This is a genomic window from Pseudomonas flavocrustae (genome assembly GCF_029872515.1).
GTDB classification, from domain to species: domain Bacteria; phylum Pseudomonadota; class Gammaproteobacteria; order Pseudomonadales; family Pseudomonadaceae; genus Chryseomonas; species Chryseomonas aestiva.
The window spans coordinates 52,233-66,937 of sequence record NZ_JAPDIQ010000016.1 but is presented as its reverse complement, the minus strand read 5'-3'; the positions used below and the strand labels follow the sequence as shown (position 1 = coordinate 66,937).

12 protein-coding genes are annotated in these 14,705 nt (G+C 66.3%); 6 read left to right on the top strand and 6 right to left on the bottom strand.

Annotation, left to right across the window (positions count from 1 at the left end):
- The first annotated feature begins 19 nt into the window (after positions 1-19).
- On the top strand, positions 20-1,108 hold the full coding sequence (gene trmA / locus OMP44_RS23810) for a tRNA (uridine(54)-C5)-methyltransferase TrmA (protein WP_187978747.1): 1,089 nt from the start codon (positions 20-22) through the stop codon (positions 1,106-1,108).
- 626 nt (positions 1,109-1,734) lie between these two features.
- Here the strand turns inward: trmA and OMP44_RS23805 are convergent.
- Together OMP44_RS23805 and ptrR are read right to left on the bottom strand one after the other, a co-directional pair.
- On the bottom strand, positions 1,735-2,655 hold the full coding sequence (locus tag OMP44_RS23805; protein ID WP_280311486.1) for a Gfo/Idh/MocA family protein: 921 nt from the start codon (positions 2,653-2,655) through the stop codon (positions 1,735-1,737).
- A 50-nt stretch (positions 2,656-2,705) separates the two neighbouring features.
- The gene (gene ptrR, locus OMP44_RS23800) at positions 2,706-3,590 is read right to left on the bottom strand and encodes a putrescine utilization regulator PtrR (RefSeq protein ID WP_280311485.1); all 885 of its coding nucleotides are present in this window, start codon (positions 3,588-3,590) and stop codon (positions 2,706-2,708) included.
- Positions 3,591-3,699: 109 nt separating this feature from the next.
- Between ptrR and OMP44_RS23795 the strand changes: the two genes are divergently transcribed.
- From OMP44_RS23795 to OMP44_RS23785, 3 genes are all read left to right on the top strand, one after another.
- Positions 3,700-4,848 carry a YbfB/YjiJ family MFS transporter gene (locus OMP44_RS23795; RefSeq protein ID WP_280311484.1) on the top strand — a complete coding sequence of 383 codons (1,149 nt, stop codon included), beginning with the start codon at positions 3,700-3,702 and terminating at the stop codon, positions 4,846-4,848.
- Positions 4,849-5,000: 152 nt separating this feature from the next.
- Complete coding sequence (locus OMP44_RS23790) at positions 5,001-6,647, top strand: acetolactate synthase large subunit (protein WP_187978744.1); 1,647 nt, start codon at positions 5,001-5,003, stop codon at positions 6,645-6,647.
- 524 nt (positions 6,648-7,171) lie between these two features.
- Positions 7,172-9,085 carry a HAMP domain-containing methyl-accepting chemotaxis protein gene (locus tag OMP44_RS23785; RefSeq protein ID WP_187978743.1) on the top strand — a complete coding sequence of 638 codons (1,914 nt, stop codon included), beginning with the start codon at positions 7,172-7,174 and terminating at the stop codon, positions 9,083-9,085.
- A 204-nt stretch (positions 9,086-9,289) separates the two neighbouring features.
- Here OMP44_RS23785 and OMP44_RS23780 read toward each other — a convergent pair whose 3' ends face one another.
- Positions 9,290-10,159: a LysR substrate-binding domain-containing protein gene (locus OMP44_RS23780; protein WP_273862608.1), complete on the bottom strand. Its 870-nt coding sequence runs from the start codon at positions 10,157-10,159 to the stop codon at positions 9,290-9,292.
- A 133-nt stretch (positions 10,160-10,292) separates the two neighbouring features.
- On the opposite strand from OMP44_RS23780, the gene OMP44_RS23775 reads away from it, so the two are divergent.
- Positions 10,293-10,934 (top strand): DUF998 domain-containing protein, encoded by a 642-nt coding sequence (locus OMP44_RS23775; protein WP_423815028.1) that lies wholly within the window; start codon positions 10,293-10,295, stop codon positions 10,932-10,934.
- Between the two features lie 34 nt (positions 10,935-10,968).
- Here OMP44_RS23775 and OMP44_RS23770 read toward each other — a convergent pair whose 3' ends face one another.
- On the bottom strand, positions 10,969-11,229 hold the full coding sequence (locus OMP44_RS23770) for a DUF2798 domain-containing protein (RefSeq protein WP_187978741.1): 261 nt from the start codon (positions 11,227-11,229) through the stop codon (positions 10,969-10,971).
- 117 nt (positions 11,230-11,346) lie between these two features.
- Between OMP44_RS23770 and OMP44_RS23765 the strand changes: the two genes are divergently transcribed.
- Positions 11,347-12,324, top strand: a complete 978-nt coding sequence (locus OMP44_RS23765; RefSeq protein ID WP_280311483.1) for a LysR family transcriptional regulator — start codon at positions 11,347-11,349, stop codon at positions 12,322-12,324.
- On the opposite strand, the gene OMP44_RS23760 is transcribed toward OMP44_RS23765, so the two are convergent.
- Together OMP44_RS23760 and OMP44_RS23755 are read right to left on the bottom strand one after the other, a co-directional pair.
- Positions 12,299-13,150: a universal stress protein gene (locus OMP44_RS23760; RefSeq protein ID WP_280311482.1), complete on the bottom strand. Its 852-nt coding sequence runs from the start codon at positions 13,148-13,150 to the stop codon at positions 12,299-12,301. The genes OMP44_RS23765 and OMP44_RS23760 overlap by 26 nt on opposite strands.
- 12 nt (positions 13,151-13,162) lie before the next feature.
- A complete protein-coding gene (locus tag OMP44_RS23755) occupies positions 13,163-14,647 on the bottom strand; it encodes a SulP family inorganic anion transporter (protein ID WP_273862611.1) in 1,485 nt (494 codons plus the stop codon).
- Between the last annotated feature and the right edge of the window lie 58 nt (positions 14,648-14,705).

Here is a 14,705-nt window from a genome sequence, read left to right as displayed (position 1 = left end):
ACCCTGCTCCGGATCTACCATGTCCCAACCCTCCTTCGTTCCCGCCGACTACCAGGCTCAACTCGACGCCAAGGCCAACCGCCTGCGCGAACTGCTGGCGCCTTTCCAGGCCCCCGAGCCGGAGGTCTTCGCCTCGCCGCTGCAGCACTACCGGCTGCGCGCCGAATTCCGCCTGTGGCGGGAGAACGAGGAACGCCACTACGCCATGTTCGCCCCGGGCGACAAGCGCACGCCGATCCTCATCGAGGCCTTCCCCATCGCCAGCCAGCGCATCAACGATCTGATGCCGCGCCTCAAGGCCGGCTGGCAGGCGGACGTGGCACTGTCGTTCAAGCTGTTCCAGGTGGAATTCCTCACCACCCTGAGTGGCGACGCCCTGATCACCCTGGCCTACCACCGCCCCCTGGACGCCGCCTGGCAAGCCGCCGCCGAGCGCCTGGCCGCCGACCTGGGCGTCAGCCTGATCGGTCGCTCCCGCGGCCAGCGCCTGGTGATCGGGCGTGACCATGTGCTCGAAGAACTGGAGGTGGCCGGGACGACCTACCGCTATCTCCAACCCGAGGGCGGCTTCACCCAGCCCAATGGCACCGTCAACCAGAAGATGCTGAGCTGGGCCCATACCGCCCTGGGCGAGCGCGACGACGATCTGCTGGAGCTCTATTGCGGCAACGGCAACTTCACCCTGCCGCTGGCCAGCCGGGTCCGTAAGGTACTGGCCACCGAGGTGAGCAAGACCTCGGTCAACGCCGCCCTGCACAACCTGGCCAGCAATGGCGTGGACAACGTCACCCTGGTGCGTCTCTCCGCCGAAGAACTGACCCAGGCGCTCAACGAGGTCCGTCCCTTCCGCCGCCTGGCCGGCGTGGATCTCAAGAGCTACCAGTTCGGCACCGTCTTCGTCGACCCGCCCCGCGCCGGCATGGACCCCGACACCTGCGAGCTGACCCGCCGCTTCGAGCGCATCCTCTATATTTCCTGCAATCCGGAGACCCTGGCCGAGAACATCGCCCAGTTGCAGGACACCCACCGCATCACCTGCTGCGCCCTGTTCGACCAGTTCCCCTGGACGCACCATATGGAAAGTGGGGTATTGCTGGAGCGGCGTTGAGCATCGAGCTAGCCCGCGTGGAAAAGGCTGCGCCGTTTTCCACCCTACGCCTGGTCCGAACGCTCCCTCTCCCTCCGGGAGAGGGTTGGGATGAGGGGACCGCTAACCCGTAGGTTGGGCTGAGACGGCCCTATCGTCGCAGCCCAACAGGCCCGGGCAGCGTTGGGCTTCGCTGCGCTCAGCCCAACCTACGAGATACCGCACGCGGAAAAGGCTGCGCCGTTTTCCACCCTACGCCTGGTTCGAACGCCCCTCTCCCTCCGGGAGAGGGTTGGGGTGAGGGGACCGCTAACCCGTAGGTTGGGCTGAGACGGCTCTATCGTCGAAGCCCAACAGGTCCGGGCTGCGTGGGGCTTCGCTGCGCTTAGCCCAACCTACGAGATACCGCACGCGGAAAAGGCTGCGCCGTTTTCCACCCTACGCTTGGTCCCCTCACCCCAACCCTCTCCCTCCGGGAGAGGGTTGGGGTGAGGGGACCGCCAACCCGTAGGTTGGGCTGAGACGGCCCTATCGTCGAAGCTCAACAGGCCCGGGTAGCGTTGGGCTTCGCTGCGCTCAGCCCAACCTACAAGAGCCCATCATGACGCCCCCTCTCCCTCGGGGAGAGGGCCGGGGTGAGGGTCGCCCTACTCATGAAACTCCGCCACCGTCTCGCGACGGCCATAGAGGAAGGCATCCGCCACATGGCGCAGCGGGGCCACGTCCACATCGGAGCGGTTCTGGGCGACCAGCTCGGCGAAGCGGGCATAAAGGCCGGCGTACTCCCGGTCCGGGCCCTGGTGGCTCAATTGCCCGTCCAGGTACAGCTCGCTGCCGCCCTTGCTCAGGGTCAGCCGACCGCCATCGGTGTCGACATGGATGTCCCAGGTCTGGGGACCGGTCTGCAGGAAGTCGAAGTCGGCGGCGATGGGCACGCCGGCGCTGTCGACGAAGGCCAGTTGCGCGGCCACCGGGGTCTGGCAGTTGCCGGGCACCTGCAGCGTCGCCTCCTTGAGAAAGAACGGCCGTGGCAGGATGGCGGTGACGATGGACAGGGCATTGATGCCCGGATCGAAGACGCCCATGCCGCCCGGCTCCCAGATCCAGGCCTGACCCGGATGCCAGACGCGCACGTCTTCCTTCCACTCGATCCGCACTGCCTGGATGCGCTTGTCTTCCAGCCATTCGCGGGCTGGCTGGACGCCCTGGGCATGGCGGGAATGCCAGGTGGCGAACAGCGACAGACCCGCCATCTCGGCCTGCCGCGTCAGGGCTTCCACTTCACTCAGGGTCGCCCCCGGCGGTTTTTCCAGCATCACGTGCTTGCCCGCCGCCAAGGCCTCGCGGGCCTGTTCGTAACGTACCGCCGCTGGCGCGCAGAGCGACACGGCGTCGATCGCCGGGCCGTCTTCGAGCAGGGCACTCAGGCTGGGATAGTGGGCGACGCCGTCGAGCTGGGCGTTGCGGCTGGCCACGGCGACCAGCTCGTAGTCGGAATTGGCGGCGAGCGCCGGCAGGTGCTGGTCACGGGCGATCTTGCCCAAACCGACGATGGCTATTCTTATCATGATCGTCCTCGGTAGACGGTAGGAGTCCGCCGCCTAGGATCGGGTAATCATCACACCAAAGCAACAGCTTCGCGGTCGGTCTGCAGGCTCTCGCGCAACTCCAGCCAGCTGCGCAGATTGGCCCCCTCACGGCCCTTGCGCCACATCAGCCAGGTGGTGGCCTGAGCGAAGCGCGCCTGGATCGGATGACGCTGCACCCGCTCGCGGCCGGGCAGGCTGTCGAGCATGGATTCCGGCATCAGCGCCACCCCGCCGGTGATCACGCAGGCCAGCATGCTGTGGTAGGACTCGATCTCCATCACCGGTCCGCTAGGCACCCCCGCCGCGGCGTACCAGGTGTCCAGGTAGCGTCTATAGGAGCAGCCGGCGCGAAAGCCGAAAACCGGGCGTCCCGCCACGTCGGCCGGTGAACGCACCGGACCGAATTCCAGCCCGGTGATCAGCACCAGCCGCTCCTCGAACCAGGGCTGGCCTTCCAGCGTCGCGTCGGGCGCCGGGCCGTCCACCAGGGCCGCGTCCAGGCGACCGGCCAGCAAGCCTTCCACCAGTTCGCCGCTGGGGCCACTGTGCACCTGCAGATTCACCTTGGGATAGCGCTGGTGATAGCGCGCCAGCAGCCCTGGCAGATGGATGGCCGCGGTGCTGAACATGGACCCCAGGACGAAGGTACCGGCCGGCTCGCCGCCCTGCACCGCGCTGCGCGCCTCGTCGGCCAGGGCGAACAGGCGATGGGCGTAGTCCAGCATTCGGTGGCCGGCGGCCGTCAGGTGCAGCCGCTGGCGTTCGCGCAGGAACAGCTCCACCCCCAGCTTGTCTTCCAGCTGGCGCAGGCGCGTGGAGAGATTGGACGGCACCCGATTAAGTCGCTCGGCGGCCTTCACCAAGGAACCTTCCTCGGCCACCGCCTGGAAGATGCGTAGCTCTGCGAACTCCATCGATCACCGCCTTTCTCTTTAGCTGAACATCTATTTCTCTATTATTCGTTTTTATTGATCAACTTCAAGGCCTAGGCTGTACTCATCCGCTCGCTACTGGAGTCCTGCGATGACCGCCACAACCCGCCTGCTGGCCTGCCTGCTGGCCCTGGCCACCGCCATGGGCATCGGCCGCTTCGCCCTTACCCCCGCCCTGCCCCACCTAATCGCCGAGGGTCAGATCGACCTCACCGGCGCCAGTCTGCTGGCCGCGGCCAACTACCTGGGCTATCTGCTCGGCGCCCTGGACGCGCTCTTCGCCCGTCGGACCCATGCGCGTCTGGTCGGGGGACTCTGGCTCTGCGCCGGCCTGACCCTGACCTCCCTGCTGGCCGATGGCCTGGCCGCCCAGGCGCTACTGCGCTTCGGCACCGGCCTGGCCAGCGCCTGGGTACTGGTGATGGTGACCGGTCTAAGCCAGCCCCTGGCCGCCGAAGCCGGCCGGCCACGCCTGGGCGCCCTGGTCTTTACCGGGCCCGGAGTAGGCATTCTCATCAGTGGCCTGATGGCCCTGGTCAGCAATCGCCTGGGTGGCGATTCCAACCAGCTGTGGCTGAGCTACGGCCTGCTCGCCAGCGTGGCCACCCTGGCCCTGCTGCCCCTGCTGCCGCGGCGTGGTCCCGCCACCCCGCTGCCTACCACCGCCGCGGCGCCGGCCAAGCGCTTGCCCGCCTTCAACCGTTTGATCCTGGCCTATGGCCTGGTGGGCGTCGGCTACATCCTGCCGGCGACCTTCCTCTCGCAGATGGCCGCCAGCCGCTTCCACGGCCAGTGGCAGGCCGACCTCTTCTGGCCCGGCTATGGCCTGGCGGCGGCGCTGGGCGTGGTGCTGGTCAGCCTGAGACGCCCGGGCACCGATACCCGCCGCTGGCTGATCGCCACCCTCTGGCTGCAGGCCGCGGGTGTGCTGCTCTGCCTCCTGCCGGGCAGCCTGGCGCTGTTCCTCGGTGTGCTGCTCTGCGGTGGCCCTTTCCTCGCCTGCATGCAGCTGGTGATGCAGTACGGCCGCGAGTTGGCACCGGCCACGCCGCAGCGCAATGCCGGGGTGCTGACCGCCAGCTTCGCCAGCGGCCAACTCGTCGGTCCGCTGCTCGGCGCAGCCAGCAGTCATTTTGCCGGCAACTTGCAACCGGCCCTGGTGATCGCCGCGCTGGGCCTGCTGTTCGCCGGCCTGCACCTGCGCCACGCCCGGGCCTCGCTGCAGCGCTGCGTCGCCTGAATCGTTTCCGCTGCGGCCTTTCGTCACAGAAGTAAAACTGGGTGGTTCCTTGTTTTGAAATGTTTCGCCGTTCCTGAGTACAGTGACCGCCGCGCCTCATAGAGGAGGCGCTTCAGGCGCTCGCCACCCACCCTACAAGGAACACGACACTCATGATGAAGGCCTCCGATCTGGTCGTTCGCTGCCTGGAAAACGAGGGTGTGGAATACATCTTCGGCATTCCCGGCGAAGAGAACCTGGACCTGCTGGAATCCCTGCGGCGCTCCTCGCAGATCAAGCTGATCCTGACTCGCCACGAGCAGTCCGCCGGCTTCATGGCCGCCACCTACGGCCGCTTCACCGGCAAGACCGGTGTCTGCCTTTCCACCCTTGGTCCAGGCGCCACCAACCTGGTCACCGCCGGCGCCTACGCCTACCTGGGCGGCATGCCGATGCTGATGCTGACCGGCCAGAAGCCGATCAAAAAATCCAAGCAGGGGCGTTTCCAGATTCTCGACGTGTGCCGCATGATGGCGCCGCTCACCAAGTACACCCACCAGTTCGCCTCCGCCGACAACATCCCGTCGCGCATCCGCGAGGCCTTCCGCCTCGCCGAGGAAGAAAAGCCCGGCTCCGTGCACCTGGAACTGCCGGAAGACATCGCCGACGAGCACACCGAGAGCCTGCCGGTCCCGCCGAGCCTGAGCCGTCGTCCGGTCGCCGAAGCCAAGGCCATCGCCGCCGCCGTCTCCAAGCTGGAAAACGCCCGCAGCCCGGTGCTGGTGCTGGGCGCCGGCACCAACCGCAAGATGACCGCGCGGGTGCTGCGGCAGCTGATCGAGAAGACCGGCATCCCCTTCGTCACCACCCAGCTCGGCAAGGGCGTGGTCGACGAGCGCCACCCGCGCTTCCTGGGCAACGCCGCCCTCTCCGCCGGTGACTTCGTGCACCGCGCCCTGGAGTCCGCCGACCTCATCGTCAACATCGGCCACGATGTGATCGAGAAGCCGCCGTTCTTCATGACCCGGGGCGGCACCGAGGTCATCCACATCAACTTCCGCTCCGCCGAAGTCGATCCGGTGTACTTCCCCCAGGTCGAGGTGGTCGGCGACATCGCCAACGCCATCTGGGAGATCAAGGAGCGCATCGAGGTCCAGCCCACCTGGGACTTCGACCGCCTGCTGCACATCCGCGAAGCCAACGAGGCCCATGTCGCCGAAGGCGCCACCGATGACCGCTTCCCGGTCTATCCGCAGCGCCTGGTGGCCGATCTGCGTAACGTGCTGCCGTCCGACGGCATCGTCGCCCTGGACAACGGCATCTACAAGATCTGGTTCGCCCGCAACTACAAGGCCTACATGCCCAACACGGTGCTGCTGGACAACGCCCTGGCCACCATGGGCGCCGGCCTGCCGTCGGCCATGGCCGCGCGCCTGGTGCATCCCGGCACCCCCATCGTGGCGGTGTGCGGCGACGGCGGCTTCATGATGAACAGCCAGGAACTGGAAACCGCGGTACGCCTGAAGATGAACCTGGTGGTCATCATCCTGCGCGACGACGGCTACGGCATGATCCGCTGGAAGCAGGCGCAGATGGGCTTCGAGGACTTCGGCCTGGACTACGGCAATCCGGACTTCGTCCGCTACGCCGAAAGCTACGGCGCACATGGCCATCGCGTGGAAAGCGCGGCCGCCTTCGCGCCGCTGGTGCAGCACTGCCTGGACACCCCTGGCGTCCATGTCATCGACTGCCCGGTGGACTACTCCGAGAACGACCGCATCCTGCATCAGGACATCAAGGAACGCAGCGCGGCGGTCTGATCGGTTAGCCCGGCGATCCAGTTGACGCCCCGGCCTCCAGGCCGGGGCGTTTTTCATTGCGGCCGAAGGAAATACCCCGTCCTCTCCGGACCCTCAATCCACCACTCATATCGTCAAACTAATAGACGGGAAAACCCAGTAAAAACAAACAGATAGGACATGTGATCACTCCGGATACTGCCGAATATCCAGGTAATCACGCAGCCTATCGTCCAGATTCGAATATTACGGCGATTCGCGTTCTATTAAGCAGGCCTTAAGAATCGTAGCCATGGATATGCCCGTCCTTGAGCCCTCGCTGTCGCCTGCCATCCCCTCGGCGCGGTGGCGGATCGAGCGCCAAAGACCCGACGATTCCTTGGGGCCAATCCGTGGTTACCCGCACCAGCGGCCAAGCGCCCCTTCGCACCGACCGGTCCTGCCGGGCGGTTGACGAATCGAAAGAGGCTGCCGTAACCGCGAAGCACGAGGCGCGAGGTCTCCAGGCCCGCACCTTCCAACGCTCCGCTATCCAGGTAGTCCACATGCAGCAAGTTGGCTGGAATCCATTAAGCAATATAAGCGTCAGGGCCAAGCTGGGCCTTGGCTTCGCCCTGCTCATCGGCATGATCCTGCTGGTGGCCTACACCGGCTGGTCGGCCACCGATACCCTGCGCGATCGCAGCGAGCGCATGAACGATATCGCCGGCTACAGCACCCTGGCCCGCGACATGCGCATCGAACGGCTGGTGTATTTCACCAAGGCCGATGACGCCCAGGCGGCCAAGTGGCTTGCCGCCCTGGACAAGACCGAAGGCCAGCTGCAGGCCATCCTTCCACACTTCAACTCGCCGGCGAACAAGGCCTTGCTCGACGAGGCCGGGGCCGCGCTCAAACGCTATCGCGAGTTCTACAACCAGACGATCACCGCCACCCGCGAGCGGGAATCCATCCGCAAGATCGCCAGCAGCGCGGCAGAGGCAGCCAATGCCCAGTTGCTGACATTGGCCGAAGAGGCGAATGGCGAGACCGGTCGTCCTGCCGATCGCCAGCAGCTGGCGACGCTCTTCATCGGTGTGCAGCGGATGAGGGTCGATTTCCGTGGCTACGCCACCGCACCCGGCAAGGACAGCGAGCAGACCGCGCGCACCTCAGTCAATACCGCCCTCACCCAGGCCAAGGCGCTCGGCGCCACGGCGTTGTCGACCGAGACCGTGCAAAAGCTCGTCGGTGAAATCTCCGGCTACGGGCAGCGTCTCGATCAGCTGGTGGCCGCGCAGGCGCAGGTGGATCAGGCGCAGGGCGGTATCACCACGACCATCACCACCCTGCTCGGCATCGCCGACAAGCTCACCGGCATCCAGCAGGAATTCCGCACGGCCGACGTGGCCGGTGCCCGTCAGCTGCTGCTGATCTGGCTGGCCGTCGCCATCGCCCTGGGCCTGGCCTGTGCCTGGCTGATCACCCGTTCCATCGTCAAGCCCTTGCAGGACACCGTGGCCTTGGCCGAGCAGGTCGCCAACGGTGATTTCACCCATCAGCAGCAGGTCACCCGCAAGGATGAACTGGGCGCCCTGCAGACCAGCATGCAAGGCATGACCGGCAACCTGCGCCGCCTGATCGGCGAGGTACGCGACGGTGTGGTCCAGGTGGCCAGTGCCGCCGAGCAGCTGTCGGCGGTCACCGAACAGACCAGCGCTGGCGTGCAAGCGCAAAAGGTCGAGACCGACCAGATCGCCACCGCCATGCAGGAGATGACCGCCACCACCCACGAGGTGGCGCGCAACGCCGGGAACGCGGCCAAGTCCGCGCTGGAAGCCAGTCACCAGGCCCTGCAGGGCGAGCAGTCGGTGAGCAAGGCGGTCGACCAGATCGAGGTGCTGGCCCGGGAAATGGAATCGACCAAGACGGCCATGGCCACCCTGCGCGGCCATGCCGACAGCATCGGCGGCGTGCTCGACGTGATCAAGGCGGTTTCCGAGCAGACCAATCTGCTGGCGCTCAATGCCGCCATCGAAGCCGCCCGCGCCGGCGAGGCGGGACGCGGCTTCGCCGTGGTCGCCGACGAGGTCCGCGGTCTGGCCCAGCGCACCCGCTCCTCGACGGACGAGATCGCTCAGCTCATCACCGGTCTGCATCAGAGCACCGACCGCATGGGCACGGTACTCGACCACAATGTGCAACTGACCGAAAGCAGCGTAGGCCTGTCGCGCGAGGCGGGCGAGATGCTCAAGCGCATCACCCGCTCGGTGAAGGACATCGAGTCGATGAACGAACAGATCGCCTGCGCCGCCGAGCAGCAGAGTTCGGCTGGCGAAGAGATCAGCCGCAATGTCACCAACGTCCGCGACATCTCCGATCAGACCGCCGCCGCCAGTGAAGAGACGGCGTCCTCGAGCATGGAGCTGGCCCGCATCGGCGTACGCCTGCAGGAGATGACGGCGCGCTTCAAGGTGTGATCCTGACGGACGCTCCTTCCCCTCACCCCGCCCCTCTCCCCAAGGGAGAGGGGCGCCTGGGATGGACTTGCAGCGGGAAGGAAAACGCGGCACAGAAGGTAGGTTGGGCCGAGCGCAGCGAAGCCCAACACCTGTCGGATGAACGCTGAATCGTCGGGCTTCGACGGTGGAGCTGTCTCGGCCCAACCTACGGCTGGATTTCTTTCACCTCACTCTCGCCTCTTCCAGCAACCACCGCTCGAAGTTTGCCAGCGCCGGATCGCTCTCCTCCGCTGGACGGGTGACCAGCACATAGCGTTCGCGCAGTTCCGGCAGGACCGGCCACGGCGCCTGGAGCCGCCCGGCGACCAGCTCTTCCTCGATGTAGTGCTCAGGTACCAGGGCCATGCCGAAGCCGGCCTTGGCGGCCTCGATCAGCAGCGAGTAACGATCATAGGTGGGGCCAGCCGTCGGGGCGCCCAGGGATAGCCCTGCAAGTGCGGCATAGCGGGTCCAGCTGTGCGGGCTCTCCCGCTTGTGCAACAGCGGCAGGCTGACGGGAGGCCGGTCAGCCAGACGGGGGTGACAGACCGCCACCAGTTGCGCCTCGAACAGCCGTTGCACCCTCAGGCTCTGCCAGCTCGGATGCTCGTAGTTGATCGCGGCATGCAGACCGCTGTCTTCCAGGGCAAAGGGCTGCGTCCGCTCACGGAGGTTGACCTCGATGTCCGGATGGCGCTCGCGGAAGCGCGCCAGCAGGAGAATCAGCCAGCGACCGGCCAGGGTCGGGATAACGCCGATTTCCAGTGCCGTGGCGCCGCGGGCCTGGGCGATCAGTTGCTGGGTATGGCGCTCGATGTCGGCGAGCGCAGTGCGCATATGAGCGGCATAGCCGGCACCGGCGGCGGAAAGCTCGACGCGATTGCCGACCCGATTGAACAACCGGACGCCCAGAGCAGCCTCCAGCTTGGCGATCTGCCGGCTGATCGCGCCCTCACTCAGTGCCAGCTCCTGCGCGGCCTTGGCGAAACTGAGATGGCGGGCGGCCGCTTCCAGGGCCACCAGCGCCGTGGTGCTGGGCAGGCGTCTAGTCATCAGCGGTCATCCTTGGCAGCGGAACGGCACAGGATGACGCCTGGGCAAGCTGCCTTGCAAAAAAATCGGTAACGCTCGCCGCCAGCGCCTCCTAGCATGAGCGGATCTCGAGACCCAGGAAGCGCGCGCCATGATGACGAGGACGTCCACCTTGAACAGGACCGACCGGGTTCTGCTGGGCATGGGTCTGGTGATTCCTGTCTGGTTGGCGATCGGTGTAGGACTGACCGCCCTGGCCTATCCCGGCTATAGCCATATGGACCATGCCTTGAGTCGGCTGGGTGCAGTCGATGCCCCCACGCAGGGCTTTTCCGCCTGGATCAACAACATGCCGCTCGGAGTGCTCTTCGTGCTGGTCGGCCTGGGTCTGGTCCGGCGCTTTCGCAGATCGCGCTTGGCCTGCCTGAGTGCAGCCCTGATCCTGCTGCATGGCCTGGCCAGCTTCGCCACCGGGCTTTTTCCGTGCGACCAGGGCTGCGCCCCGGTGCAGCCGTCGCGCTCGCAAGCGCTGCACAACCTGGCGGGCCTGGTGATGTTCCTGTCGCTGACCCTCGCCAGCGCACTCTGGGGCTGGCTCGGCAGGCGCCTGCTGGCCTCGCCGGGCTTTGCCTGCTTCTCGATCCTCTGTACCGGCATGGCGCTGGTCACCGCGGCCCTGATGGCCGGAGCGGTCACCGACGGCCAGGGCTTCGGCCTGTACCAGCGCCTCAATTACGCCGCGGGCGTCTGCTGGCTCGCGGTCCTGGTCTGGCTGGCCCGGCGCGAACGCGGGTAATCGACGACCCGCGGCGAGCGCCACAGCGGACGCCTCAGGCCTGTACGGTCAGGGCGACCAGCCGCGCCACCAGCGGTCGTACCAGCAACACGCAGACGAACGCCGAAGGCATCGCCACCTGATAGGCATTCATCACATTCCTCAAGTAATGGGCATCGAACCCGAACTCGGCCAGGGTGATCACCAGGCACATCAGCAAGGCCATGATGGTCGACATATAGAGCGCGAACACATAGGGCGTCACACCCTTGGGCAGGCGTCGTCTGGCGGGAAGCGCTGGAGTCTGGGAATTCATCGGCTAGTCTCTGGTGGATGAGCGAGGCCAAGCTAACAAGCACCGGAACCGGCCGGTAGCCGCCTCGTCGTTGGTTCACCTTCAACAGAAATCAACGAATACACCGACAGGAATCTCGTGGACATCCTGGGTTTGATCAGTACCTACATCAAGGTCGTGGAAGCCGGCAGCATCGCCGGGGCTGCCCGTGGCCTGGGCCTGAGTGCGGCCGCGGTGAGTCAGAGCCTGACCCGGCTGGAGGCCCATCTGGGCGTGCGCCTGCTGTCGCGGACCACGCGCCGCCTAGCCATGACGGAAAGCGGCGCCCGCTATTTCGACAAGGTCCGGCACATCCCGCAGGAGGTCGAGAGCGCCGCCCAGTCGGCGACCCTGGAAAGCGAACCCCAGGGCGCGCTGCGAGTGGCGACCACCGCCGCCTTCGGCCGGCATCTGCTGGCGCCGCTGCTGCCGACATTCAAGCGCCGCTATCCCGGCATCGACATCGAACTGATCGGCTCCGATTGGCGCCTGGATCATCGCCTGGAACAGATAGACGTCAGCCTGAGGATCAAGGCGCAGCTCAGCGACAGCCTGGTCGCCCGGCGCATCGCGTCCCGCGCCTTCCTGTTCTGCGCGGCGCCCGCGTATCTGGCTCACGCGGGCACGCCGCGCACTCCGGAAGACCTGCAGCAGCACGCCTGCCTGCTGTTTCGCTACCCTACCGACGGTCGCTATCTGCCCTGGCGGTTCGAGCGCGACGGCCAGGTCTTCGAGGCGGCCACGCGCCCCGGCTTCGTCTGCGACGACATCGACATGCTGGCGCAGATCGCGGTGAACGGTGGTGGCATCGCGCGCCTGGCGGACTTCGTCGCCCTGCCGCTGATCGAGGGCGGGCAGCTGGTACCGCTGTTCGGCGCAGAGGGCCAGGGCGTCACGTCGGCCCGGTCGGAAGCCATGGATATCTATGCCTGCGTCGCCGAACGCTCGGCGCTGACCGGCAAGGTGCGGGCCTTCATCGACTTTCTCGAACAGGCCTTGCAGCCGAAATCCGGCCAGGGCCCTGGTCGCGATCCTGACCAGGGCCGCGCGCTCAGGCGCGGAGTACCAGGATGTTGATGTCGGTGTGCCGCAGCATGTGAGAGGTCTGACTGCCCAACAGGAAGCGCCTGGCGGCGGAATGGCTGTAGGCGCCCATCACCAGCAGATCGGCCCGGGTAGCCTGGACCCGATTGGGAATCACCTCTTCCGGATGCCCGGGAACGAGCTGCGTCGTCACCACACTGCCACAGGACCTCAAGAGATCCGCGGCGGCTTCCAGTCCGGCCAGCCGGGCCGGAGTGGCGTCGCCGACCTGCAGGACCTCGCCTTCGAGCCCAGACAACAGCAGGCTCTTCGCGACACGCAACAAGCCCTGATGGGTGGCTTCGCTGCCATCGTAGGCGACCAGAAAGCGCCGGGGCTCGGTGAAGTCGGTAGCGCAGACCAGGATGGGTTTGTGCAGCGTCCGCACCACCGTTTCCAGCTGGCTGCCGATGCCACGACTGCCAGAATGCTGCCCGCGCTTGCCGATCACCAGCACACCCAGCTCCGCCTCCAGCTCGTGCAGGGTATCCGCCAGATAGTCATGGCGCTGGAGCGTCGTTGGGACCGCCGCCATGCCTCGCTCGCGCAACCGCTGCAGAGCCCCATCCAGCAGCGCCGCGCCGTCAGCCCGCGCCAGACGGGCACGCTGCTCGTCCAGGCGGGCCAGCTCTTCGAGCAGGTGCTCGCGCGAGCCGAGACCGATGGCGCCGCTGGTGTCGGGTGAGCTCGGATAGAGGCTGCGTTCCAGGACATGCAGCAGGGTGATGGGTAGCGTTAGGCGGTGGGCCAGCCAAGCGCTGTGGTCGCAGACGCTGCCCGCCAGGGGCGAGCCGTCGATACAGGCGATGATCTTGCTCATAGGTGTCTCTCCTCAGTGGCCCAGCAGTTCACTGCCGGCCCCCGGCTTGTCGTGGATGCCGAAGCGATCGACCAGGGTCGCGCTGGCCTGGTCGAGGTCGAGGACCTGCACGGTCACGCCTTCCCGGCGATACCTGAGCACGACCTTGTCCAGGGCGGCGACGGCGGTGATGTCCCAGAACTGGGCCGCCTTGAGATCGATGCGGACCTCGTCCAGCACCTCCTTGAAGTCGAAGGCGTCGATGAAGGCCGCGGTGGACGAGAAGAACACCTGGCCACGCACCTCGTAGACACGAATGCCGGGCGCTTCCAGACGGGACGTCAGCCTCAGCTGGTGCCCCACCTTGTTGGCGAAGAACAGCGAGGCCAGCAAGACCCCGACCAGCACGCCGAGCGCCAGGTTGTGGGTAGCGACCACGACCACCACGGTGGCCACCATCACCAGGTTGGTGGAGAGCGGATGGCGCCGCAGATTGCGGATCGAATCCCAGCTGAAGGTGCCGATGGACACCATGATCATCACCGCGACCAGCGCCGCCATGGGGATCCGCGCGAGCCAGTCGCCAAGGAACACCACCATCAGCAGCAGGAAGACACCCGCACAGAGGGTGGACAGCCGGGTTCGCCCGCCGGATTTCATGTTGATCACCGACTGGCCGATCATGGCGCAGCCCGCCATGCCGCCCAGCAGGCCGGCGGCGATGTTGGCGATCCCCTGCCCCTTGCACTCGCGATTCTTGTCGCTGGGCGTGTCGGTGATGTCGTCGACGATGGTGGCCGTCATCAGCGACTCCAGCAGCCCCACCACGGCCAGTGCCAGGGAATAGGGCAGGATGATCAGCAGGGTGTCGAGGGTCAGTGGCACCTGGGGCCAGAGCAGCACCGGAAGGGTATCGGGCAGCTGTCCCATGTCACCCACCGTGCGGATATCCAGCCCCAGGGCAAGGGAGACGCCCGTCAGCACCAGGATGCACACCAGCGGCGACGGCAGCAGCCGGCCCACCATCGGCAGCAGCGGGAACAGATAGATGATGCCCAACCCGGCGGCGGTCATGGCGTAGACCTCCCAGCCGACATGGGTCAGCTCGGGCAACTGGGCCAGGAAGATCAGGATCGCCAGGGCGTTGACGAAGCCCGTCACCACGGAACGGGACACGAAGCGCATCAGCGCGCCCAGACGCAGGTAGCCGGCGGCGATCTGCAGCACCCCGGTCAACAGGGTCGCGGCGAGCAGATACTGCAGGCCGTGCTCCTTGACCAGGGTCACCATCAGCAGCGCCATGGCGCCGGTAGCCGCCGAGATCATCCCGGGGCGACCGCCGACGAAGGCGATCACCACGGCGATGCAGAAGGAGGCATAGAGCCCCACCTTGGGATCGAGTCCGGCGATGATGGAAAAGGCGATGGCTTCGGGGATCAGCGCCAGGGCGACGACCAATCCGGACAATACATCGTTCTTCACATTGGAAAACCAATGTGTTCTGAGGGTATTCAACATAGACAACTCGCACCTGTGCCTGACCCGTCAAGCGAGTGGCAGACGCCGGATCAGGCGT